The organism is Variovorax sp. PAMC26660 (assembly GCF_014302995.1).
GTDB lineage: Bacteria > Pseudomonadota > Gammaproteobacteria > Burkholderiales > Burkholderiaceae_C > Variovorax.
Window position 1 is genome coordinate 5,432,636 of sequence record NZ_CP060295.1, and the last position, 25,224, is coordinate 5,457,859.

Here is a 25,224-nt window from a genome sequence, read left to right on the forward strand (position 1 = left end):
CGCGAGGCGATTCTCCGAGGAGGTTCTTCGTGTGGCTGTCGATGCGGGTATCGCGGCACCTCGCCATCGGCTGCTGACGCTGAAAAAAACAGAAACCATCGATCCCTCGCAGTGGGGTACTCCGGCCTCGCCGGTGGAAACCCGGAATTTTTCGCCCTACGACAAGACCGTGCTTCAAGCCATCGAATGTAAAACCGAGCCGAACTCTTCCAGGATGGTTACGCGCGATATCTCATTCCTCGGATTGGTCAATTTGCAGAGCGAGTCCCGATCGATGACTTTCTTCAGTCGCGCACACCTGACGTCGCTTCAGTTGCAAGGCGATTGGCGTCGAATGGCCATTGGCTCCAGGCTGGAGGTCATTGCCAGGCTCGATAGCATGGTCGAATCGATCATCACAAAGTTCGATCAGACCTACGCCTATGAGATCGCGTGTCTTGTCGAAAGCGAGCTGCCGGCGAGCGATCTGCATCCGGCGTTGCTCGGCGTGGCCAAGAGACTGGGCTGCGCATCGGACAGGCCGCAGAAAGGACGCACGGATGTCTACTTCTACCTTGAGGACTACGCATTCGCGGTGCGCCTTGAGACCGCATTCGAAAGCAGACGTCCGACGAAATACCGGATCACTGAAGTTCGCCAGGAATGAGCGGCCGCGACAGCGACGGCGTGCCCGATCATTGCGGCCGCCGGTCCGCTGCCCTCACAGGTACTGACGCGCAAAGCGGCGCGCGACTCAGGCGCGCTGCTTGAGCGCCAGCACCGACAGCCCCGCCGCGATGAAGGTCAGGCCCGCGCCCAGGTTCAGCCCGGTGCCCACGCGCGGATGGCGCCGCAGCCATGCCGACATCTTGAAGGCGAAGCATCCGAGCACCGTGAAGATCAGGGCAGTGAGCGCGGCGAAGATCGCGCCGTAGACCAGCATCTGCAGCGCCACCGGGCCCCGGCCCGCGCTGACGAACTGGGGCAGGAACGCCAGCACGAACAGGCCCGGCTTCGGGTTCAGCACGTTCGACATCAACCCCGTCAGGAACACCTTGCGCAGCGACTGGTGCGCGCTGGGCTCGAACGAGATCAGGTTGCGCGAGGCCAGCGCCTTGTAGCCCAGCCACAGCAGGTACAGCCCGCCCACCGCCTTGACGGCCCAGAACGCCACGGGCGAGGCCTGGATCACCAGCGACAGGCCCAGCGCCGCAGCCACCGTGTGGCACATGATCCCCAGCCCCGCGCCGATGGAGGACAGCGTGGCCGCCGCCTTGCCCTGGCTCAGCCCCCGGCTGATCGCCAGGATGTTGTCGGGGCCCGGCGCCATCACGACCACCAGGCAGGCGGCGATGTAGGCGAGGAGAACGTCATGGGGAAACATGGGGCTTGTCCTTGATGGGCCGCAGGGGCTGGGCCGGTTGCGCGATTCTGACGGTGTTGCCGTTCAGCGGCTGGGCGGCGTTGCCTTGGGCTTGGACGACGGTTCCCACGAATCGGGCGTGGTCGCCACCAGTGACTTGAAGTTGGTCCACGGCCGGGCGCCCGGCAGCTTGCCCTTGCCCACGATCACCTCCTTGGCATAGGCCACCATGCGCTCGCGCAGGTAGGTGCGATCGGATTCGGGCCAGGTCTCGATCGAATGCGGCCCACGCGCCAGCACGATCTCCTTCACGCCGCGGATGCGGTTGTAGGCGGCCACGGTGCCTTCGAGCGATTCGGCGCGGTCCCACAGGCCCTTGCCGAAGAAGGCAGTGGGCCAGCGGTCCATGCCCGCGAGCGTGGCCGAGTTGGGATAGAACACGATGTGATGGTCCGCCGCCATGCCGCCCAGAAAGAGGTTGCGGTCGGCCAGGTCGGGCGAGTCGCCCACATAGCCCGCGCCGCTGGCAAACGACGACAGCAGGATCGCACCCCGGATGTTCTTCAGGCCCTTGGGTGGCGTGCAGTTGGGCTCGGGCATGTCGAAGCTGCACTGGGCCACGTAGTTCCTGGTCATGGCCCAGGCGGTCGACATCGAGCCGCGCGAATAGCCACCGAGCACCAGCGGAATCTCGGTGGACTTCATGCCCGCCAGCAGGCGGCCCTTGGTGGCGGCCCCCTCGAGCACTTCGCCCGACGGCGTGAGGATGCGCAGGCCGCGCCCGTCTTCCAGTTGCGAGAGTGCGCGGAACACATCCTCGCCTTGCTCCAGCGTGTTGGTGTCGCTGAAGCCGCCCGACAGGCCTTCGCCGCGCCGGTCGTAGGCCAGCACGTCGTAGCCGGCCTGGTTCAGCGCATACAGGTTCTCGCGCCACCAGCGCTGGCCCATGGTCTCGGTGGTGGCGTTGGGAAAGCTGACGGGCGTGGTCTTGCCCGTCTTCTCGTCGATGCGGTAGGAGGCTTCGTCCGGATGCTGGATGGCCGTGAGCTGCCCGCCGCCGCCCGGCGCCATGATCGCCAGCGCGCGCACCTTCTTGCCCTTGCCGTCGTCCACACCCGCGCCTTCGATGTACCAGCCGCGCAGCTTGATGGGGTCGGTCATCTTCAGGTCGATGCGCTCGAAGGCATCGCGCGGCGCGCTGAACTCGACGATGTACGTGCGGCCATCGGCCTCGGCAATGCCTTCGCGGTAGGGCGCCTTCGCGAAGAAGGCGGGCCGGCGGATCTGCCGCAGGTCGACCTGGCCTTCGGGATCGATCTTGCCGGATGGATCGACCACGCCGGTCGAGCGTGTGGCGCGTTCCTTGTTCGGCGGCAGCCAGCGCTGCATCTGCGCATCGATGCGCTTGAAGCACGCCGGGTCTTCCTTGCAGGCGCGCCAGCGGGCCTTGAGCTTGTCGTCGGTGAATTCGCTGACGTGGTAGTCGCCACCGGCGTAGTCGGTGGGCGTCGGGTTGGCCGTCATCATCACCGGCACGCAGACCTTGGTGCCGCTGCCTCTGGGGCCTTGCGGCAGCAGGTAGCCGCCCATCATGGCGTTGCGGTCGGTGCCGACCCAGGCGGTGCAGTCGGTGGGCGGCGGCTTGCTGTTGGTGGCCTGTCGTTGTGCCTCGCTGGTGGCCGTGCAGCCGGCCAGTGCCATCACTGCGCCAACGCCCAGCAGGGCCCAATGCGTTGCCGGTTTGCGGAGTGTGGCCATCTTTGTGCGCGTTGCCTTGTGTGTCATGAGTCGATGTGTTGCAGCCCGCAATGGTAGGGCGCGGGCGCTATGTGTCTGTAGGCCGGGTTCGGCGGGTTCAGGCGGCGTTGGAGCACGGCGCGGCGGCTCAGGTTCCGCTCGTGGCCGGCGCCACCATGCGCTGCAGCAAGGGTTGCCGCGCCAGCACCGCATCGCGCGGGCCCGCGTCGAGCACATGGCCGGCCTCCATCACGATCACCGTGTCGAAGCGCTCGAGCAGGCTCAGGCGGTGGATCGACGCGATCACGCAGGCATTCGGGAACGCGCTGGCGATGCGCTCCAGCACGCGCGCCTCGGTGGCGGCGTCGAGCGCGCTGGTCGGCTCGTCGAGCAGCAGCAGCGAGCTGCCCTGCGCCGCGAGCACGCCGCGCGCTAGGCACAGGCGCTGGCGTTGCCCGCCCGACAGGTTGAAGCCGCGTTCCGACACGGCCGTGTCGAGGTTGCCGTGCGTGGCCTTCAGCACTTCGTCGAAGGTGCTCGTGTGCAGGGCTGCCAGCAGTGCGTCGTCGCTGGCCGATTGGCCGAAGGCGAGGTTCTCGCGCACGCTGGCCTCGAAGAGTTCGGTCTCTTGCGGGATCAATGTGGCGAGCTGGCGCAGTTGCGGCCAGTCGACCAGCCGGCCATCGAGCGACAGCGTGCCGCCCTGCGGCGCATAGAGGCCGGCGAGCACGCGCAACAGCGTGCTCTTGCCGCCGCCGCTGGGGCCGACCAGCGCGATGCGCTCGCCGCGGCGCAGGTTCAGCGACACGTCGTGCAGCCCGCTGCGCGCGGTGGTGGCCGGTCCTTCGGCGGTGGTGTCGCGCGGCGCGTAGTTCCATTGCAGCGACCGAACGCCAAGGCTCGTCCACGCCGCATCGGCATCAATCCGCTCGCGCTGCGGCACCTGCTCGGGCGTGGCGGAAATGGCCTCGCTCGACGGCGCCTGCCAGATCGGCGCCGCGCTGCTGTAGTCGGTGTGCATGCGCGCGAAGAACTGGAAGTTGGCCGCCACCGAGGTCACCACGCCAGCCGCCTGCTGCGCGTACTGGTAGATCATGAACACCGCGCCCAGCATCACCGCCTGCCCCGGCGTGCGCGCCTGCCACACATAGATCACGACCAGTCCCCAGGTCAATGCCAGGCCCATCAGGTCGACCGCGAACCACTTGCCCTCGTTCAGCACCACGGTGCGCTTGAGCGGCAATGAGATCGCCGCCATGCGCCGGCGCAGCAGCAGCCGCGAGGCACCCTGCAAGCGCAGGCCGATCACCGTCGATGCGTTGCCCAGGAAATCGAGCAGCGCAGCCACGTAGCGCCGGTCGGCGTCGTTCTCGGCGCGCGCCAGCTTCATCAGCGCGCGGTCGATGCGCACGATGACAAGGCCGATCAGCACATAGCCCGCCAGCGCGGTCGCGCCACTGGTGCGCGACAGCAAAGCCAGCGCCACCAGCGGCCCGACGAAGTTGACGGCGTTGGTGAGCCAGATGAACTGGTTCTGCGCGAAGTCCGCCAGCGCGCGACTGGCCTGGTGCACGCGATGCTGCAACTCGCCCGAATGGTGGCCGTCATGCCAGGTCAGCGGCGCGGCGGCAATGCGCGCATAGAGTTCGTCGGCCAATGTCTCGCGCACCTTCATGCCGACATTGCGCTCGAGGATGCGGCCCGGCCCGTGCAGCACCCACGCGCCGACATACACGGCCGCCAGCGTGCCGATCCAGCGGCCGGCCGTGCCCAGGTCGCTGCGTTGCAGCGCGTTGATCGCCTGCCCCGCGAGGTAGGGCAACGTGAGGCGGATGATCTGCGAGGTGGCCAGCAGCGCCGTGGCCCCGAGCAACTGCCCGCGTGCACCGGCCGCGAAGTGCCACAGCGCGGCATAGAGTTCGAGCATCGCGTTGCGCGGATCGTCTTCTTTCTTCTTCTGCATGCGTGTCAGCCCGCCTTGCGAAATGTGAGGTTGATGCGCACGGGGCCCAGCACCGGATGCGGCGCGTCCTTCAGGGGCAGCACGCCGTGATAGCGCAACCGGTCTTCGCCGCCCCAGACCACGACGTCGCCATGCTGCAGCCGCACACGCACGGCCTTGTCGCCGCGCGCGAGTCCGCCGAAGAGAAAGACGGCGGGCATGCCGAGCGATACCGAGACGATGGGCGCGCCGTAGTCGTGCTCGTCCTTGTCCTGGTGCATCGAAAGCCGCGCACCGGGCGCATAGCGGTTGACCAGGCAGGCGTCGGGCGCGAAGCCGTCGAAGCCGGCCGCTGCGCCGGCCTCGCGGGCCAGGCGAGTGAACGCCTCGGGCATGGCCGGCCAGGGCCGGCCCGTGTCGGGGTCTGTGGCGCTGTAGCGGTAGCCGCGCCGGTCGCTGGTCCAGCCGAGCGTGCCGCAGTTGGTCAACGCGACGGACATGGTGAAGCCGCCGGGTGTCACGAGATGGCGAAAGGGCGCACGCTCCTGCAGCGCGTGGATCGCCGGGAGCAATTCATCGACGAAGGGCAGGGCGAAGCCGGGCAGCACGAAGGCGCCGGGGCCGAGTGGTTCACGCGCTTCGCGGGGTGGGTCGTCGAACAGGTCGAGCGTCATGGGCGCATTGTCGCGTCGGTTGGATACAGTCGATCCGATGACTGCCCGATCGCACGACATGCCGCCGATGCACATCCGCAAGGCAACCAAGGACGACGTACCCGCCATCAGCGCGCTGATTCTCTCGCTCGCACACCATTTCACCTTGCAGCCAAACGGCGCGGGCGCACAAGAGTTTCTGCTCTCGCTGCAGCCATCGGGCATCGGCCGTTATGTGGATGCAGACCCGTTCGATTACTGCATCGGAACGGTCGATGCGCAGATTGCCGGCGTGGTAGCTGTCCGCGCGAAGACGCACCTCTTTCACCTCTTTGTCGCCGAGCCATTCCAGCGCAGAGGATTGGCCAAGGCGCTTTGGCTTCGCGCGAAGTCGCTGCACGAACAGGCGTCTGTTCCGGATGCGATGACGGTCAACGCCACGCCGTTCGCACTTCCTTTTTACGAGCATGTCGGGTTTCGCGCGACAGGGCCTCGCGTTGAAACGCGAGGCATCGCCTTCGTACCGATGGTTTGGGTTCAGGGTTGCGCGGCCGCAACCCCTGTGCAAAGCGCTGCTGACTACCTCGAGAACGCGATGACCTGCGGGTTCATTCCCGCAGCGACAGTCGGCACGCTCATGGGGCTGAACGCGCCTGTGCCGGCATCGACGTTGTAGGCCGACACGTTGCCGAGAGCGGAATTCACCACGTACGCAAAGCGGCCCGTGGGGTCCACCTTGACGGAGATGGGTTGGGACCCCACGGTGGTAATCGATGGCACGCTCATCGCACTCAGCACGCCGGTGCTGGGGTTGATGTTGTAGGCCGACACACTGTCGGAGTCGATGTTCGCGGAATAGGCAAAGCGGCCCGTGGGATCCACGCCGATGGAGAAGGGCGTCAGCCCCGATCCGATCGTCGGCACGGCCAGCGGGCTCAGGGCGCCGGAGCTGGCGTCGATGGCATAGGCCGACAGAAAGGAGGCCCCGGTGTTCGCCACGTACGCGAACCGGCCGGTGGGGTCCACGGTGATGCCATAGGGGCTGGGCCCCGCGGCAATCGTGGGCACGGCCATCCGGGAGAGAACGCCCGTGTCGGGATTGATGTTGTAGGCCGACACGGTGTCTGAGCCGACGTTCGTCGCATAGGCAAACCGGCCCGTGGGATCGACCGTGACGATGGGCGTGCCCGTGCCCGCGGCGACCAGTGGCACACCTGCGGGGCTGAAGGTGCCTGTGCTGGCATCGATGGTGTAGGCCGACACCGTGTTGGCATTCACGTCCGACACGTAGGCGAACCGGCCTGTGGGGTGCACGGCGACGCTGTAGGGCGCGCCGCCGGCGACAACCACGACCTTCGGCACGGCCATCGGCGTGAGTTCGCCAGTGCCGACATCGATGAGGTAGCCCGACACGGAGCTGTCGTAGGGAGTGGCCACGTAGGCAAACCGGCCCGAGGGGGCCACGGTGATGTTGATGGGCTCCGCTCCCACGGCGAACGTCGGCACGGCCATCGGGCGAAGGGCTCCCGTGCCGGCATCGAGGGTGTAGCCCGACACGTCCTTCGAGTCGAAATTCACCACGTAGGCAAACCGGGCCGCTGGCGGTGCACAGCGCACGGCCACGTTGCTGACGGCTGCTCCGACCACCTTGCCGCTGCCGTTGCTGCTGACGGTGCACACGATGGTCGCAAGACTGGGCTGCGTCTTGACCGTGACTGTGTAGCCCGCGCCATCGGCGATCTGCGTGGCAAAGCTGAAGCTGCCGTTGGCCGCGATGGCCAGGTCATCGCCCGCGTTGTTCTGCAGCACGAGACCGGTGCCCATCAGACCGCTGACCGTACCGCCGATGGTTTGGGATGCGGCGACGGGGGCGGGCGGTGCAGGAGGTGCAACAGGAGGAAGGAAGCCGAGGCCGTTGGAGCCACCACCACCGCCGCAGGAAGCCAGGATGAAGATCAACGCCCCGGTGGCTGCGCGGCGAGTTACGGCCCGTACATCGAGGGAAGAAAAGAGAGCGAGAGGGCGTGAAATCGGCGGCATTTGAAACGCTTTCTGACGGAGGGCTGAAGGCCGGCCGCGCGATTCTAGGAAGCCGTTGCAAGGGCGCTTGTCGCTCAAATGTTCTATATGACTGGGAAGGAAAAGTGCTGTGGAATCTGTCGATATCTTGGTGAAGCGCCGAGCTACTTCAGCAGTTCGATTTTCTTGACGAAGTCGAGCCGGTCATTCGGCCCCGAGCCGGCCACCCTGTCGCGGTTCGGCTCTTTCCTGTAGTCGAGAAGCACCTGCTTGCCCAGCAGCTTCTTCTTGAGGCGGGAGCCTTCCGTCTCCTTGTCCTCGTCGAACCAGTCGCCGCATTGCCCGTCGCAATAGGCCTCGATCTGCTGGCCGCTGGCGGATCGCACGATGACGCGCAGATCGTCGATTCCGCCTCCTCCCGTGAGCGTTCCGGACAACGAGGCAGCAAGGGCGATGCCGGGCGAAAGGAACGCCAGCGGGAGCACAAGAAAACGCGTCATGGTTGAAATTTTGTTTGTCATAAATCGGACGAAATAGCGATGCGCGCAAGCAGGCGGCCCATCGTTTGTACAAGTATTGCGGACAGCACCGCCATGCCACTCACAAAGGTCACGAGGTTCTCCCCGAGCTTCAGGAGGGCACCCGTCGAGAGGGATGAGATCAACGCGAAAAGCACAGCCAGTCCGCACAGATGCCAGCGCGAAAACACCAGCTTCGCGGGCAGCAAGCGAAAACCGGGCAAGCCACCCAGGAACGCGCCGACCGCCGTTGCCGTGATCAGGATCACGTGCAGCATGCCCCGCTCTTTCCAGTCGCCCGACGGCGGCTGCACAGGCATTTCGAGGCTCGCCAGTTCCCAGGCAACAAGCACCACCAACACCGCAAGGGCGAACCAACTGCTTCGGGCAAGTGCTGTGCGCATTTCAATGTTCCTGCGTGGAGATCGGGCGAATCGCGATGGTTTTGGGGCGTGAGCGAGGCCTTGAAGTATCAGCGCCCTTCATTTTTGGCCCGCGATGCCGATAGTCCTCTTTTACGTCAACAACCAAGGAACAAGATGCTGACTGCAATCGGTGCCACAGGGAGCGCGGGGAGCGCGGGGAGCGGGCCCAACGTCAATGCGGAGATGGCGAAGATCCAGCGCCAGATCGCGGGAATACAGGAGCAGATGAAAGAAAAGCAGGGCCTTCTGCTCACGACGCCCGTGGGCGAGCCGCGAAAGGCGCTTCAACAGCAACTGCAGTCCATGGCGGGCCAGATCGCCATGCTGCAGGCGCAGTTGAATGCATTGCGCGCCGCCGGCGCGCTGCAGAGCGCGACAGCTCAGCTCAGCGGGACAGGCAAGACATCGGATGACAACGCGGCAAAGGCCGACAAGGCACGCGTCAATGCCAGTGGCGTGCCGATCGGCTCCGTGCTGAACGTGGAGGCCTGACGCGAAGAAAGAAAGGGCGGCAGGCAGACCCGCACGCCGCCCTCAGCCTTTGTGGCCCACCACCCGCGCGATCCAGGCCAGCAGCACGGCCACGACTTCCTCGCGGTTGGTCTCGTTCAGCGTTTCGTGGCGCGCGCCACCGAACACGTGGCATGACACGTCGCGCAGCCCCGCCTCGCGGTAGCGCTGCACCAGCGGGTAGAACCACTCGGCCTTGTTGCTGACCGGGTCCTCGTCGCCGACGAACAGGTACAGCGGCAGGTCGGCCCGGATGCGCGTTCGCAGGGCTGCGGGCGCGAGGTCGGCGAGGTTCGCGAAGATCGATCCCATGCCCTCGGCCGAGACCGTGAATCCGCACAGCGGATCGGCGATGTAGGCATCGACTTGCGCCGGGTCGCGGCTGAGCCAGTCGAAAGGCGTGCGAACGTCGGGCAGCGCGGCGTTCATGTCTTCCAGCCGGAAGCCGGCTTGCAACGCGGTGCCCAACAGGTCGAGCGCCGTGGTGCCCGAGAGCACCGCGCCGGACAACAGCGCGCCGTGCTGGGCCAGGTAGTACTGCGTGGCGAACGAGCCCATGCTGTGGCCGACAAGAATCAGCGGCAAGCCGGGGTGCACGCCGCGAACGTGGCGGCTCAGCAGGGCCATGTCGTCCACCAGTCCGGCGAATCCGCGGGGACCGAATTCACCAAGCTCGTCGCGCGCCGCCGCGTCCTTGCCGTGGCCGCGATGCTCGTTCGCATAGACGACGTAGCCGGCCTGCGTCAACGCGTCGGCCAACGGCCGGTAACGCAGCGAATGCTCGCCCATGCCATGCGCCAATTGGATGATGGCGCGCTGCGTCGGGCCTTGCCAGCGGTGCGCCTCCACTTTGCGGCCATCGTTGGCGGTCAGGTCGAAGTGTGTCTCTGTGCTTGGCATGCGGTGTCTCGGTGAGAAGGATGTCGCCATCGTAGGGGGCGGTCGCTGCGCGGGGCATCAGGGCTTTCCAGATTTGCCCCGAAGTGAACCGGGCGCATTGCATTCAACCTGTCACAAATGCTCACTAGCATCCGGTCGACTGAAAGTAGTACGGCCACGGTTCTCGCTGGCCCGCAGCAAATTCCATTTCGTGACAGGACCAGGCATGTGGTGCATTGCTCGGTCGCGGTGGTGGGTGAGCGTCTTGACCTTGATTTTCGGAATCCTGTCCTTGGGTGCATCCTTCGCCACCGTTGCCGATCGCGTGAGCTTCGACATTCCCGCGCAGCCGCTGGCTTCGGCGTTGCAGGCATTCGCGCAGGCGAGCGGGCAGTCGGTGTTCTTCGACGGGCAGCTCGCGGCCGGGCTCGAATCGATGCCCGTGCGCGGGGAGTTGGCGCCGCGCGATGCACTGCATCGGATGCTGGCAGGCACGCGGCTGGTGGCGCGCTATGCCGACGACACCACCTTCACGCTTGTCGAGACCGAGGCTGCCGTGCAGGCCCCGGTGGCTGCATCTGCTGCGCCATCGGTCGAAGCCACGGGCGATGGCAACGCGCGCATCGTGCAGCAGGCGCTGGAGCGCACGCTGTGCCGCTGGCCGCGTGTGCAGCCCGGCGACTACCGCGCGCTGGTGCAGTTGTGGGTCGGCCCGGCCGGCCATGTGCGGCGCACGCGCCTGCTCAGCTCGACGGGCGTTGCGCAGCGCGATGCGGCGCTCGAAGCCGCGATGAACACGCTGGTGCTGAGTCCGCCCAAAGACGGCACGCCGGACGAACCCCTCACGATCCTGCTGCTGCCCCGCACCGGGCGCAGCACCGATGTGTGCGCGGGCCTGATACCCGCCGCGTCCTGAGATCGCCGTGGAGCAAGACACCCCCGGCTTCCTGCGCAGCCTGCTCACGAGCCGCTACCTCGACTTCAGGAACCGGCTGCGCCGCCGCCTCGGTTCCGAGGACGTGGCCGACGACGTGCTGCATGAAACCTGGCTGCGCGTGAACCGCATGAGCGACCCCGGCGCGGTGCAAAGCCCGATGGCCTACCTGCTGCGCATTGCGTCGAACGTGGCGGAAGACCGGCGCATCTCGAACGGTCGGCTGCTCGACTTCGTGGAGGTCGAGGAACTGCTGCACTTTGCCGATGAAAGCCAGGACCCGGCGCGCCTGTCCGAAGCCCGCAGCGAAGTGCAGGCGCTGGAGCGGGCGCTCGAAGAGCTGCCGCGCCGCCGCCGCGAAATCTTCCTGGCCTCGCGCGTGGACGAAACGCCGCACAAGGACATCGCGACGCGCTACGGCGTGTCGGTGCGGATCGTCGAGCGTGAAGTGAAGGCCGCGCTGGTGCATTGCGCCGGGCGATTGGGGCGCGATGTGATCCAGCGGTTCGGTCCCGGGGCCGGAAAACAGTCTTAGTAGAGATGCTGGCCGTGAACACCCCCAACGACGACCGCGCCGCGCTGCAGGCGCAGGCGCAAGACTGGCTCGTGCGCCTCACCTCGGGCCGGGCCACGACGGTGGACGCGCAGGACTTCAAGCGCTGGTGCGCCCAGAGCCCGCTGCATGCGCAGGTGATGGCCGAGACGACCCGCGTGTGGGACGTGGCGCGGCCCGCGGCCGAAGCCGTGGCGCAGCGCATGCGTGCCGTGCAGCCACCGCGCGCCGCCGTCATCGCACGAACGCACCCGAACCGCCGCTACATCCTCGGCGCCGCGCTCGCGGCCGGCGCGGCGGCCTTCGTCGTGGTGCGGCCACCGGGCCGGCTCTGGCCCGCGCTGTCGGACATGACGGCCGACTACAGCACCGGCACCGGCGAGCAACGCCAGGTGGTGCTGGCCGACGCGGCGGTGGTCGAGATGAACACGCAGACCAGCTTCAACCTCTCGCGCGCATCTGAAGCAGAGGCGGCCACGCTCGACCTGCTGGACGGCGAGGCGCAGGTGCTGCTCGACGCATCGCGCGCCACGCCGTTCACGATGACGGTCGGCGGCGGCCGGCTCGTGGCTTCCGCCGCCAGCCGCTTCAACGTGCGCGCCACCGGGTCCGAGGTGTGCGTGACCTGCATGGCCGGTTCGGTCGAACTGAACTACGGCGGCCGCGTGCTGGTCGCGAAAGAAGCGCAGCAGATCAGTTATGGCAAACGCGGCGCGCAAGTGGCACGCGCGCCCGACATGTCCACCGTCAACGCATGGCGCGACCGCGTGCTGGTGTTCAACGACACGCCGCTCGCGGCCGTGGTCGAGGAGATCAACCGCTACCGCCCCGGGCGCTTGATAGTGACCAACGCCGAGCTGGGCCGACGCAAGGTGCAGGCGCGCCTGCGGCTCGAACAGCTCGCGCGCATCGAGACCCTGATCGGCGCCAGCTACGGCGCCAAGGTGACGACGCTGCCGGCGGGCATCGTGCTGCTCGGCTAGGGCCGCGCGGCCCTTCTGCCTTCGCTTCGTGACACGGCTGTGAAAAACACGGCCACCCGCATCGCCCCGCAAATTTTCCCAGTCTTTTATCTCGGTCGTGTCGGTCGCATCCGGTGAGCCCGGTCTCTTAACCAGAGCGCGGTGCAACACCGCCGTGCCACGCAATCACGCGAACGGGTTTTCCTCTGGGGTATGAAATGAGCAAACAGACATTCCGCCGCGCACCGGTCGCGCACGCGGTCGCCATCGCACTGGCCATGGCGGGCCTTGCGGGCAACGCACATGCGCAACGCGCGTTCAGCGCAGCCTGGATGGCGCAGAAGAACGTGGCGCAAGGCACGGCGGCAGCCACGGGCTATCTGCCCAACGGCACGCCAGCCTCGATGCTGACGAACCCGCTGGCGCAGCAGCAAAAGGCCAATGAACAACTGCAACGCTCCATCGGCAATCTGAACCTCGCGGCGCAGGCGATTGCCGCGCAGCAGGCAGCGCAAGCGGCGGCACGGCTGGCCGCGCAGAACGGCGGCACCGACGTGCCTGACGGCCTGGTCGAAGGCGGCCTGAAGGTCGACACGAACAGCCTCACGGCCGGCTGGCACAACGCGAATGCGCCGACACCCGGCACGGCCGCAGGCCGCACCACGGTGACGGTCCAGCAGACCGGCGACAAGGCGATCCTGAACTGGGAAACCTTCAACGTCGGGCGCAACACCACGGTCGAGTTCAGGCAACAGGCCGACTGGGCGGTGCTCAACCGCGTCAACGACCCGGCCGCGCGCCCGTCGCAGATTCGCGGGCAGATCAAGGGCGACGGCACGGTGCTCATCGCCAACCGCAACGGCGTGGTGTTCAGCGGCAGCAGCCAGGTCGACACGCGCAACCTGGTGGCGGCTGCGGCGAGCATCAAGGATTCGCAGTTCACCACCGGTGGCATCTATTCCAACGGCACCGCGCCGAGCTTCACCACGCTGAAGGAAGACCTGGGCAAGGTCGAAGTGCAGGCGGGCGCGCGCATCACGACGAAGGAGCCGGGCTCCGTCACGCAGGGTGGCGGCTATGTGCTGCTGCTCGGCAAGGAGGTGTCGAACGCGGGCGAGATCGCCACCCGCAAGGGGCAGACGCAGATGGCGGCGGGCGACAGCTTTCTGATTCGCAAGGGCATCGGCACCGACGGCAACACCTTCTCGACCACGCGCGGCAACGAGGTCGCACCGCAGTTCGTGCCCGACAGCACGGCGGGCAAGGTGAGCAACACCGGCCTGATCACCGCGCGCGAAGGCGACATCACGCTGGCCGGCCGCGACGTTCGGCAGGACGGCGTGGCGGTGGCCAGCTCCACTGTGAGTGCGCGCGGCACTGTGCACCTGCTGAACTCGGCCGCCGACAAGCTCGGCAACGTGAGCATGGGCAAGGGCGCCGTCACGGCCGTGGTGATCGAGGACGACGGCAAGGCCAGCGCGCTCGACAGCCAGCGCGATGCGCTCATCAAGGAGTCGGCCGCGCAGGACGTACTTCGCACTGCGGCGGCGAGCGGCGCCTTCGACAACCTGGCCAACCTGGCGGACCGCCGTGACCAGTCGCGCATCGAGATCGTCTCGGGCGGCGACATCCGCTTCGAGGGCGAATCGCTCACGCTCGCCACCGGCGGGCAGATCGCGGCCAGCGCCGCGCGCCGCAGCTTCGTGGCAGACAAGGCGCGGCTCGACGTGTCCGGCGCGGTGGGCGTGAACGTGGCAATGGAGTCCAACAACGTCAAGGTGAACGTGCAGGGCAACGAACTGCGCGATTCGCCGTCGAACCGCGAGAGCGGCAAGCTGTTCAACAACGACGTGTGGATCGACCGGCGCAACCTCGTGCGCGTGGCGCCCGGCGTGGGCGGCTACGAAGGCGAGCGCTGGTATGCGGCGGGCGGCCTGCTCGAAGTGGGCGGCTACCTGGGCAACCAGGGCCACGGCATCGGCGAATGGGCCACGCAGGGCGGCACGGTGTTGCTGGGCGGCAAGGAAGTGGTCACGCAGGCGGGCTCCAGCGTGAACCTCTCGGGCGGCACGCTGAACGTGCAGACCGGCTTCATCAACCAGACCTGGCTCAAGGGCAGCGACGGCCGGTTGTACAGCTTGAACAAGGCGCCGTCGGACATGGTGTTCGAGGGCGTCTACAAGGGCTTCGAGGCCGAGCACGTGCGCTGGGGCAAGAAGAACACCGAGTACTTCTACAACCCGCTGATCGGGCCGCAGCGCCTGCTGGAAAACGGCTACACGGTCGGCCGCGATGCGGGCCGGCTGGTGGTGAGCGCACCCACGGCGGTGCTCGAAGGCGACATCGTGGCCGATGTGTTCAACGGCGCGCGCCAGACGCGGGCGCGCGACGCCATCGAGGACGGCTACAAGCAGGCACAGACCGCAGTGGCACGCGGCGGCGCGCTGGCGGTGGGGCGCTATGCGTCGCAAGGCCGTATCGACCTGTTCGACACCGACGTGCGTTTTGGCGACATCGCGCAGGCGACGCTGCAGATGGCGGCCAGCGATGCGCTGGGCACCGAGCGCATCGGCACGCTGTGGCTCGACAGCGGCCACCTGAACGGGCAGCACCTGGCGGTGCTGGACATCGGCACGCTGGGCACCGTCAAGATCGACAAGGCCGTCACGCTTGCCGATGGCGGCCAGATGAGCCTGCTCGGCGCGTTCATCGACATCGGCGCAACGGTCACGACACGCGGAGGCAAGTTCAGCGCCGGCAATGTCTTCCAGTCAACGTTGAACGGTGCGCCGGCACGCGCGCTGGTGAAGGATGCGGCTTCGTCGATCACGCTGCGCGATGGCGCCGCGCTCGATCTGCGCGGACGCCGCACCGACACCGTTGCCACCCCGGAGGACGCGGCCACGCTGGCCTACCTGGACGGTGGCATGGCGCGCATCGAATCGACGCACGGCGTGATGATCGAGAAGGGCAGCCTGATCGACGTGTCTTCCGGCGCGGCGCTGCTGGCCAAGGGCAAGCAGAAAGGCGGCAAGGGCGGCAGCGTGGCGCTGGTGGCCGATTCGGCCGCCACGGCCACGGATGCGCAGGGCGTGCTTTCGCTGGGCGGCGAGATTCGCGGCCACGGTGTGAGCGGCGGCGGCATGCTGCAGATCGAGACGGGCAACGCCATCGTCATCGGTGCGGACCCGGCGGCGCAGGACGCCACGGCGCTGGTGCTCGATGCGTCGCGCCTGCAGTCGGGCTTTTCTGCCTACGACATCAACGGGCACAAGGGGCTGTCGGTTGCGCCGGGTGCGCAGGTCGATGTGGCGATGCCGGTCTACCAGATTGCGCCGTACGCCACGGCCGGCAATGAGGGTGGCTTCGCGCTGCAATTGTGGACGCCGCCGCTGCTGCAGCAGGACGTGCCCAACCGCCAGGTCGTGCAGCGCCAGGGCGCCGACCTCGTGCTGCGCGCGCAGCGCCGCGTCAGCGAAGGCGGCGATGTCGCCATCGGCGCGGGCTCGGTGGTGTCGGTCGATCCCGGCCGCTCGATCCGCCTGCTCGGCGGCGGCAAGAGCAGCTTCGTGGTGGACGGCAGGCTCAACGCCTGGGGCGGCAGCATCGCCATCGACATCGAGGCGCCCGATTTCACCTCGTCGCTCAGCACGTCGAACCAGGCGCACAACCGCTCGGTGTGGATCGGCGAGGGCGCGGTGCTCGACGTGGCGGCGCGTGCGCAAACGGGCACCGACGCCAGCGGCCGCCGCTACGGCACGGTGCGCAACGGCGGCACCATCTCCATCGGTGGCGCGCTCGACTGGGAAGCACGGGGAGCGGCCAAGGCGCCCGACCTGGCATTGGTGATCCGGCCCGGTGCGGTGCTCGATGCCTCCGGCAGCAGTGCCATCATCGACGCGCCGGTCGACGGCCGCTGGCGCGAGATGAATGTGGCCAGCAATGGCGGCAGCATCGTGCTCAAGTCGGCGCACAGCCTCTACCTCGACGGCACGCTGCGCGCACGCGCGGGCGGCGCCAATGCGGCAGGCGGCACGCTGGCGGTGGCGCTCGAAGCGCCGGTCTTCTCGACCATCTACCCGGTCGACAACGAGATCCGGCAGGCGCGCGAGCTGATCCTGTCACAGACGCAGCAACCCAGCGGATTGCCTTCGACGCTGAAGCCGGGCCAGGCCGATGCGGCGCTGGCCTACGGCAAGGGGCGGCTGGGCGTGGACCAGGTACAGGCCGGTGGCTTCGGCAACCTGTCGCTGCTGGTCAACGGCCTGCTGAGCTTCGACGGCAACGTCGACCTGTCGACCGCGCAGAGCCTGCGCATCTACGCCGGCAGCTTCGCACTGGCCGAGAGCGCAGCAACGGATTCGCAGGTGAGGCTGGCGTCGTCGTACCTGCGGCTGGCTGGCGTCACCGCAGTGCCGCAGCGGGACAACGAAGCGCTCTACACCACGACCTGGCGCCACGGTGCGTCGACCCGCTCGAGCGATGCGGTCTTCACGGCGGAGGCCGACCAGATCGACGTCCGTGATCGCGTCGGTTTCGGCGCACACGGCGAGATCGCGATGAAGGCAGGCCCCGCGCAGGTGGTGGACCGCCGCGGCTTCGACAAGGTGAACGTGACCAGCCGTGGCGACGTTCGCATGCTCGGCGGCGCGTCCGGTGCGTTCGGCCTGCGCGGTGCGACCACGACCGAGCTGGCCACGATGGGCGACCTGACGATCACCGCCGCGCAGATCTATCCGGCCACGGGCGCCAACGCGCAGATCGTCGCGGGCTACGACAAGGGCCGCGTGCTGGACATTCGCCGCCAGGTCGAAGGCGATGTGGCCATGCCGCAGTCGGCGTTCGGCATCCTCGCGCTCGGCGGCGACACGGTGCGCCAGGGCGGCATCGTGCGCGCGCCACTGGGCAACCTGATCGTGGGACAGGACGGCCGGGGCAGCAGCGAGGCGCATGCCAGCCTGGTCGAGCTGCTGCCGGGCAGCATCACCTCGGTCAGCGGCACCGGCTTGCTCATGCCCTACGGCGGCACCACCGACGGCATCGGCTACAGCTATGCGGGCAAGCCCGTCGTGGGGCGCTCGCTGGGGACCAGCGGCATCACGATCACAAGCGACAGCGTGGTCGGCCGCGAAGGCGCGCTGCTCGACCTGTCGGGCGGCGGTGAACTCACGGGCGCTGGCTTCGTCACCGGCCGTGGCGGTTCAGTGGACGTGCTGCGCACGCCGCTGGCGAACGCCAATCCGGCCAACACCTTCAGCAAGGCCGGCAACGGCGTTTATGCGATCGTGCCCGGCTTCCAGGGCGGCTATGCGCCGGTGTCGCCGGACGCGGGCGCATCGGAGCCGGCCATCGGCCGGCAGATCACGCTCGACAGGGATGTGGCCGGGCTCAAGGCCGGCACCTACACGCTGCTGCCTTCCACCTATGCGCTGCAGCCGGGTGCCTTTCGCGTCGAACTCGGTGCGGAAAGCGCGCTGCCCACCGCGCCGCTGTCGGTGGGCAATGGCTCCTACGTTGCGAGCGGCTACCTGGGCGTTGCCAACACAGCGCTGAAGTCGTCGCTGGCGAGCCAGTTGGTCGTGACGCCGGCCGCTGCGGTGAAGCAGAACGCGACCTACAACCCGATGGGCTACGACGCCTTCGTGGTGGCCGACACGGCACGCCGTGGCGGCGTGCGCGGCGAGATCGCGGCCGATTCCCGCAACCTGCTGCTCGACTACTTCTATGTGCGTCCCAAGGACGGCGTGTCGATGCTGCAGTTCGACGGCAAGGCGCTGTTCAATCCGGCCGCCGGCAGCGCGGGCTTCGGCGGCACGCTCTCGGTCAGGGCCTTCGGGGTCGAGGTGCTGGCGCCGGGCGCTGCGCGCACGCCCGATTTCGTGGGCGTGTCGCTTCAGGCCGACCAACTCAATGCCTTCGGTGCGCCACGGCTGATCGTGGGCGGCGGCATCGAACTGAACTACGCGGACAACTTCGCCACCTTCAAGCCGGACGCCGGCAGTGTCTTCGTGCGAAGCGGCGCCACATTGCGCGGCGCTGAAATCTTCCTGCTGGCAAGCGGCTACGGCGACGGCATCAACCTGGAGCAGGGGGCTTCGCTGAACACGCTCGGCAAGGGCGCGCCGGCCTACGACTCGACCGACGGTGTCGTGTTCTCGGCCGGCCGTGGCGCCGTGCTGGGGTTGTCGAACGGATGGATCAACCTGCTGCCGCCCACGCTCGACGGATCGCCTTCCACCATCCAGATCGGCAACTGCCCGACCGTGGCCTGCACCGGCAACACCACGCTGTACGGCGAGGGCACGCTGGCGGTGGCCACCAACCGCTCGTTCACGCTGGCCGACAACGTGCGCTACGGCGCGAAGAACCTCGTGCTGGCGGTGTCGTCGGTCAACCTGGGCAGCGACGCAGCGCTGCAGCAGGCGGCGGCCAACCACCAGTTGCCGTTGGGCCTGTCGATGAACCAGGGCATCCTGGCGAACCTGCTGGCCGGCAACAAGGGCGAGGGCGTGCCGGCGGTCGAGACGCTGGTGCTGAACGTGCGCGAGTCGGTCAACATCTACGGTGCGGTCTCGCTGGACACGCTCAACCCGGCGACCGGCGTGTCGTCCATCGCGCGGCTGGTGCTGGGCACGCCGGCCATCTACGGCTACGGCGGTGCGGGCGACACCGCGAAGATCACCACCGGCGAGTTCATCTGGACCGGGCTGACACCGACGCCGACAGGCACGAACGAGAGCTTTCCCGGCGCCAACACGCCGGGCAGCGCCATCGGCAGCCTGCTGGGCGCCGGCACGCTCGACGTGTCGGCTGCGCGCATCGTGCTCGGCCATGGCCCCAACACGCAGCCAGACGCCGGCTTCTCGGCCGACCGCCTGGCGCTGGGTTTCGCGGCCGTCAATCTGAACGCGACCGAGCGCATCACCGCCAACGACAAGGGCACGCTGGGCGTGTACCAGCGGCAGGGCGACTACGTGGCAGGCAAGGGCTACGACTTCAGCGGCGGCAACCTGAACCTGCGCGCACCGCTCGTCACCGGCGAGGCGGGATCGAGCAACCACATCACGGCGGGCGGCGACATCCTCGTCAGCGCGCTGGCAGGCGGCGCCATGCCTGCCGGCGACCGGACGCTGGGCGCGGAGCTGGCCCTGGCGGGCCGCAACATCACCATCGACGGCACGGTCGGCCTGGCCTCGGGCAAGCTGCAGCTCACGGCCGCCGGCGACGTGACGCTGGGCGCCAATTCGCGCATCGACCTGTCGGGCCAGGCGATGAAGTTCTTCGAGCAGACGCGCTACAGCCGCGGCGGCGACCTGCTGGTGTCGAGCACGGCGGGCAACATCACGCAGGCGGCCGGCTCGGTGATCGACCTGTCGGCCACGCACAACCGCGGCGGCACGATGCAGGCGACGGCGCTGGGCGCCGGCGCGGGCCGCATCGACCTGGGCGGCCGGATTCTCGGCACCGCCAGCGGCTCGTATGACGCGGGCGGCACGGTAGTGCCCTACGACGCGGCCGAGATCAACGTGCGCGGGCAGAGCGTGGCCGATTTCGCCGGCCTCAACGCGCGCCTGAACGAAGGCGGCGTGTTCGGCGCGCGCCGCTTCCAGATCAAGCAGGGCGACCTCGCCATCGGCGACGAAGTGAAGGCACGGCAGGTCGAGGTGGTGGTGGACGGCGGCAACCTCACGGTCAACGGCCGCATCGATGCCAGCGGCTTCCAGGTCGGCTCGATCCGCCTCGCCGCGAAGGGCGACCTCACGGTCAACGGCACGCTGGATGCGCACGGCACGGGCCTGCGCGTGGACAGCTACGGCAAGATCATCGACAGCCCGAACCGGGCGATCGTCGATCTCACCAGCACCCAAGGCACGTTGACGCTGGGCAGCGGCGCCAGCATCGACCTGCGTGCGGGCACCGGCGTGAGCGCCGCGCAGGGCAACGACGGCGTGCCGCGCGGCACGCTGGCTCTGAATGCGCCGCGCCGGGGCGAAGACGACGTGGCGGTCAGCGTCAATGGCACGCCCGCCATCCAGGGCGCGAAGAGCATCGCGGTCAACGCCTTCCGCACCTACAGCGACGCACCGCCCGCCGACGCGCCCGACGTGTCCGGCCGCAAGCCGCAGCTCATCACGCAGAAGTTCCTCGACGACATCGATGCCGACAGCAGTGCGTTCATCGACAAGGCCCTGGGCAACGCATCGCTGTCGGCACGCCTGGCCGGCCTGGGCAGCTACCACCTGCGGCCCGGCGTGGAAATCGTCAGCAAGACCGCGGACGGCGACCTCAGCGTGGTGGGCGACATCGACCTCTCGAACTACCGCTATGGCCCCGGTGTCGACCGCAACGATCCGGCGCGGCGCGGCTTCGGCGAGCCCGGCGTGCTGGTGATCCGCGCGGGCGGCAACCTCAACATCTACGGCAGCATCAACGACGGCTTCGCGCCGCCGCCGGCCACGCCCGACGACAAGGGCTGGTACCTGTCCGAGCAGCGCACCAAGTACGGCCTGCCGTTCACGCCTTTCGGTGGCGACATCGTCGTGCCGATCGACGGCGTGGTGCTGGACAAGGGCACGGTGTTCCCGAAAGACGCGGTGCTGAACTACGACGTGCCGGCGGCCGCCGTGCTCCTGCCCGGCGGCACGGTGCTGCCGGTGGACGTGACCCTGGGCGCGGCCTACACGCTGCCTGCCGGCACGGTGCTGCGCGCCGACGTCTACAACACCAACGGCACCGTCCGCCTGAAGGCCGGCACGGTGCTGGGCGAGGCGGTGGTGCTCGACAGCGGCATGAAGCTGGGGGCCGGCACGGCCCTGCGCGGCGAGGCCAGCGTGCAGGCACTGGTCTGGCCCAAGGGCGTGCGGCTGCCGGTCGCGCTGAAGGCCGACAGCACCATTGCGCTGCCGCGCGGCGCGCTGATTCCGTCGATGACGGTCGTCGAACTGCCGAACGACGAGGCCGTCAACCTGCGGCCCGTGGTCGACGGCATCCAGGGCCGCAACTGGGCCGTGGCGCCGATGCTGGGGCAGGGTGCGAGCAGCTGGAGCCTGCAACTCACGGCCGGTGCCGACCTGGACTCGGCCGACCGCCGCGCGGTCGATCCCGCGAAGCACGCATCCATCATCCTGGCCGACAGCCACGCGATGACGAACATCAAGACCGTGTCGGGCGGCACCGGGCTCGTGTGGGGCCCGGCCGGACCGGCCAACGGCTTCGACGAGGGCACACCGGTGGAAGACTGGGTGATTGACGCGGGCTACTGCGACTTCCTCGGACCCGATGCCTGCCTGGTCGACCCGGTCCGCATCGTCAAGAAATGGGGGCCCGGCGGCATCAAGCTGGACCCGAGCTTCAAGGAGGGGGAGCTGGTCCCGGAGAAGGAGCTGTTCCGCTGCGATTCCGGCGATGTAGCCCTTTGCGTTTCGTTCATCAACCCCGTCAAGGACGTCATCAAGTACACGCCGCTGTCGCCGATGTTCAGCGTGGTGCGCACCGGCACCGGCGACCTGGGCGCTGCCGCGGCGGGCAACTTCGTCATGGAGTCGCCCTTCGGTTTCTACACGGCCGGCACGCGCTCGGCGCCCCTGCTCGATGCCAACGGCCTCGACCCCTTCAACCTCGCACGCGGAAAGACCATCGATGGCTCGGTGATCGGCCCGCAGGCCAACGACTACGGCGCGGCGCTCGCGGCCTACCAGGCGTGGTATCCGGAGCACGGCGGCAACGTGGACATCGCGGTGCGTGGCAATGTGCTCGGCGACGTGTGGGGCACGTTCGGCGAAGACCGCGCGCAGATTCCGAGCGCGTCGGTGGGCAACTGGCTGTGGCGCCAGGGCTCGGGCACCGCGCTGGCGGGCAGCGACAACATCGCCACGGCCTGGTGGATCAACTTCGGTGCGTACGCGCTGCCGCCCCTGAATCGGTTCAGCGAAGGCACCACCGAGCCCTACCTGGCGGGCTTCACCGGCATGGGCACGCTGGGCGGCGGCAACCTGACACTGCGCGCGGATGGCAATGCAGGCACGTCCGTGCGGCTGGGCAACGGGCAGCAGTGGGCGCGCAGCGAGGCCATCGTTGCGGCGGTGGGCAGCACCGGCCGCGTCGATGCGAACGGCAAGATCACGCTCACCGGCGGCGGCGACCTGCAGTTGCGCATCGGCGGTGCCATCAATCCGAACCTGGCGGCGGCGCAGTACGCAACCTACGGCAACAATTCGCAGTACCTGGACCTGAACGGCGCGCTGGTCAACCTGCGGGGCATGAGCGCGGTGTCCGCCGGCGCCATCGGCGGCATCGAGCTGAAGTACCGCAAGGCGGTGCGCGCGATTCCGGGGCAGGAGGGCGACGCGGGGGACACGCGCCCGATCGATCCGTTCACCGCGACCATCGGCATCGGCAACGCCGGCATCGTGCTGGTGCCGGGGGATTCCGCGATGTACCTGGACACGCCGGGCGACCTGGTCATGGCGAGCGTGGTCGATCCGGGCCGCGCGCTGGTGCCGAACGCTTCGGACTTCAAGCTCGGCAGCAAGGAATACAACCTCGGCCAGAGCTGGTTCTCGCTGTGGACCGGCCGCACGGCCATCAACCTGTTCAGCGCCGGCGGCAACCTCACGCCCGGCACCGACCTTGCCAACATTCGCCCTGGCAGCGGGGACTTCGGCAGCGTCAACGTGAGCGACACCGCCGTCGTCTATCCGTCGATCCTGCGCGCCACGGCGGCTTCGGGCAGCCTCTACTACGGCTTCTCGGCGGCGACGGGCGCACAGGCCGCCGGCAACGCGCTGGTGCTGGCACCGTCGCCTTCCGGCGAACTCGAATTCCTGGCGGGCACGTCGCTGTTCGGCGGCGGCTATCCGGTCAGCATGTCGGGTGCGGTCACGCCGCTGCCGACACCGCTGGCGCCCGCATTCGTCGGCTACGACGCTTTCCAACGGCCCGTGGTCTACAACACCAGCTCGGAGGGATCGGTGGGCGCGGGGGAACGGATTCCGGTCTACGGCATGCTCAACAGCTTTCCGCTGTTCGCCTTCGGGCCGGACACGCTCGGCAGCAAGACGCTGCACCCGGCCGACGCGCCGCCCACGCTGTTCTATGCGGTCAAGGGCGACATCCTCGGCCTGGCCAGTGGCACGGCCCGGAAAGTGACGGCCAGCGGCATTCCGACCGTCGACACCTGGAACCGATCGGCCGCACCGGCACGCATCCGCGCCGGGCGCGACATCGTCGGCACCGATGCGCTGATCGTGAACAACGACCCGCGCGACGTCTCGCTGATTCAGGCCGGGCGCGACATCCTGTATGCGAACGTGCGGGTCGCCGGACCGGGCGCGCTGGAGATGTCGGCCGGCCGCCACATCACCCAGGACGACCGTGCCAGCGTGGTGAGCCAGGGCGCGCTGGCCGAGGGCGACAGCCGCCCCGGCGCAAGCATTTCGATGATGGCCGGCATGGGCGCCAACGGGCCCGACTTCTCGGCCATGGCCGAGCGCTACCTCGATCCGGCCAAGCGCGCCGAAACCGGTGCCGGCCAATCGCTCGCCAGCCAGCCGGACCGCGTGGTGAAGACCTACGAAGTCGAGCTGGCCGCGTGGCTTGCCGAGCGCTACGGCTTCGCCGCCACGAGCAAGGACGCGAAGGACCCGGGCAGTGCGCAGGCCTACTTCAGGACGTTGGCGCCTGAGCAGCAGCGCGTGTTCCTGCGCACCGTGTACTTCGCCGAACTGCGCGCGGGCGGCCGCGAATACAACGACGAGAACGGCCCGCGCTACGGCAGCTACCTGCGCGGGCGCGGCATGATCGCCACGCTGTTCCCCGACCTCGATGCCGCAGGGCAGGAGATCGTGCGCAAGGGCGACATCATCATGTACGGCCCCTCGGGCGTGCACACCGATTTCGGCGGCGACATCCAGATGCTCGCGCCGGGCGGGCAGATCGTGGTGGGCGTGCAGGGCGCGGTGCCGCCGGGCAGCGCGGGCGTCATCACGCAGGGCATGGGCAACATCCAGTTGTTCAGCGAAGGCAGCCTGCTGCTGGGCCTGTCGCGGGTGATGACCACCTTCGGCGGCGACGTGCTGGCCTGGTCGGAGAAGGGCGACATCAACGCCGGCCGCGGCTCCAAGACCACGCTGGTCTACACGCCGCCCAAGCGCGTGTACGACAACGTGGGCAACGTGAAGCTGTCGTCGCAGGTGCCCAGCTCGGGCGCGGGGCTGGCAACGCTGGCGCCCATTCCCGAAGTGCCGGCGGGCGACATGGACCTGATCGCGCCGCTGGGCACCATCGATGCCGGCGAGGCGGGCATCCGCGTGTCGGGCAACGTCAACCTGGCGGCGCTGCAGGTCGTGAACGCGGCCAACATCCAGGTGAAGGGCGAGTCGGCCGGGCTGCCGGTGGTCGCGGCGGTGAACGTGGGCGCGCTGACGAACGCCAGTGCGGCCGCCTCGCAGGCCACGGCCGCGGCGCAGGACGCGATGCAGCGCGAACGCGCGGCGGCGCGCCAGAGCCTGCCGTCTGTGTTCACGGTGCGCGTGCTGGGCTTCGGCAACGAGGGTGCGGGTGAAGGCGCAGCCGCGCCGGAGCCGCACGGCGCGGCGGCCACCAAGGTCGGCTACGACGTGAACAGCCCGGTGCAGGTGCTGGGTCGCGGGCCACTGGGCGAGGCGCAGAAAGCGAAGCTGACGCCGCAGGAGCGGCGCCTGCTGGGGCAGTGAAGGCGGAGGGCGGAGCGGTCTTTACATGAAGCTTTTG

Annotated in this window: 15 protein-coding genes; 7 read left to right on the forward strand and 8 right to left on the reverse strand. The window is 68.4% G+C overall.

The annotated features are described in order from the left end of the window. The first annotated feature begins 31 nt into the window (after window positions 1-31). Window positions 32-646 (forward strand): hypothetical protein, encoded by a 615-nt coding sequence (locus tag H7F35_RS25670; RefSeq protein ID WP_187109367.1) that lies wholly within the window; start codon window positions 32-34, stop codon window positions 644-646. Window positions 647-733: 87 nt separating this feature from the next. On the opposite strand, the gene H7F35_RS25675 is transcribed toward H7F35_RS25670, so the two are convergent. The 4 genes from H7F35_RS25675 to alkB all read right to left on the reverse strand — a co-directional run bounded on the left by H7F35_RS25675 (window position 734) and on the right by alkB (window position 5,695). Continuing rightward, the gene (locus tag H7F35_RS25675; protein ID WP_187109368.1) at window positions 734-1,363 is read right to left on the reverse strand and encodes a LysE family translocator; all 630 of its coding nucleotides are present in this window, start codon (window positions 1,361-1,363) and stop codon (window positions 734-736) included. A gap of 63 nt (window positions 1,364-1,426) precedes the next feature. Further along, window positions 1,427-3,100 carry a hypothetical protein gene (locus H7F35_RS25680; protein WP_187109369.1) on the reverse strand — a complete coding sequence of 558 codons (1,674 nt, stop codon included), beginning with the start codon at window positions 3,098-3,100 and terminating at the stop codon, window positions 1,427-1,429. 127 nt (window positions 3,101-3,227) lie between these two features. Next, window positions 3,228-5,042, reverse strand: coding sequence for an ABC transporter ATP-binding protein (locus H7F35_RS25685; protein WP_187109370.1), 1,815 nt, complete (start codon window positions 5,040-5,042; stop codon window positions 3,228-3,230). 5 nt (window positions 5,043-5,047) lie between these two features. Continuing rightward, on the reverse strand, window positions 5,048-5,695 hold the full coding sequence (gene alkB, locus H7F35_RS25690; protein WP_187109371.1) for a DNA oxidative demethylase AlkB: 648 nt from the start codon (window positions 5,693-5,695) through the stop codon (window positions 5,048-5,050). Between the two features lie 67 nt (window positions 5,696-5,762). Between alkB and H7F35_RS25695 the strand changes: the two genes are divergently transcribed. Further along, window positions 5,763-6,350, forward strand: coding sequence for a GNAT family N-acetyltransferase (locus H7F35_RS25695; protein ID WP_187109372.1), 588 nt, complete (start codon window positions 5,763-5,765; stop codon window positions 6,348-6,350). Here the strand turns inward: H7F35_RS25695 and H7F35_RS25700 are convergent. From H7F35_RS25700 to H7F35_RS25710, 3 genes are all read right to left on the reverse strand, one after another. Then, window positions 6,254-7,633 (reverse strand): lactonase family protein, encoded by a 1,380-nt coding sequence (locus H7F35_RS25700; protein WP_187109373.1) that lies wholly within the window; start codon window positions 7,631-7,633, stop codon window positions 6,254-6,256. The genes H7F35_RS25695 and H7F35_RS25700 overlap by 97 nt on opposite strands. Window positions 7,634-7,857: 224 nt before the next feature. After that, the gene (locus tag H7F35_RS25705) at window positions 7,858-8,193 is read right to left on the reverse strand and encodes a hypothetical protein (RefSeq protein ID WP_187109374.1); all 336 of its coding nucleotides are present in this window, start codon (window positions 8,191-8,193) and stop codon (window positions 7,858-7,860) included. A 17-nt stretch (window positions 8,194-8,210) separates the two neighbouring features. Beyond that, window positions 8,211-8,615 carry a hypothetical protein gene (locus H7F35_RS25710; protein WP_187109375.1) on the reverse strand — a complete coding sequence of 135 codons (405 nt, stop codon included), beginning with the start codon at window positions 8,613-8,615 and terminating at the stop codon, window positions 8,211-8,213. Window positions 8,616-8,750: 135 nt separating this feature from the next. Here H7F35_RS25710 and H7F35_RS25715 point away from each other — a divergent pair, with 135 nt between their 5' ends. After that, entirely contained in the window at window positions 8,751-9,128 is a 378-nt protein-coding gene (locus H7F35_RS25715) for a FlxA-like family protein (RefSeq protein ID WP_187109376.1), read from the forward strand. A 42-nt stretch (window positions 9,129-9,170) separates the two neighbouring features. On the opposite strand, the gene H7F35_RS25720 is transcribed toward H7F35_RS25715, so the two are convergent. Then, window positions 9,171-10,046 carry an alpha/beta fold hydrolase gene (locus H7F35_RS25720; protein WP_187109377.1) on the reverse strand — a complete coding sequence of 292 codons (876 nt, stop codon included), beginning with the start codon at window positions 10,044-10,046 and terminating at the stop codon, window positions 9,171-9,173. A gap of 271 nt (window positions 10,047-10,317) precedes the next feature. Between H7F35_RS25720 and H7F35_RS25725 the strand changes: the two genes are divergently transcribed. From H7F35_RS25725 to H7F35_RS25740, 4 genes are all read left to right on the forward strand, one after another. Further along, window positions 10,318-10,941: a secretin and TonB N-terminal domain-containing protein gene (locus H7F35_RS25725; RefSeq protein ID WP_187109378.1), complete on the forward strand. Its 624-nt coding sequence runs from the start codon at window positions 10,318-10,320 to the stop codon at window positions 10,939-10,941. A gap of 7 nt (window positions 10,942-10,948) precedes the next feature. Continuing rightward, complete coding sequence (locus H7F35_RS25730; protein WP_187109379.1) at window positions 10,949-11,494, forward strand: RNA polymerase sigma factor; 546 nt, start codon at window positions 10,949-10,951, stop codon at window positions 11,492-11,494. Between the two features lie 14 nt (window positions 11,495-11,508). Then, window positions 11,509-12,495, forward strand: coding sequence for a FecR family protein (locus H7F35_RS25735; protein WP_222621967.1), 987 nt, complete (start codon window positions 11,509-11,511; stop codon window positions 12,493-12,495). 197 nt (window positions 12,496-12,692) lie between these two features. Then, entirely contained in the window at window positions 12,693-25,187 is a 12,495-nt protein-coding gene (locus tag H7F35_RS25740) for a filamentous haemagglutinin family protein (RefSeq protein WP_187109380.1), read from the forward strand. Window positions 25,188-25,224: the final 37 nt, after the last annotated feature.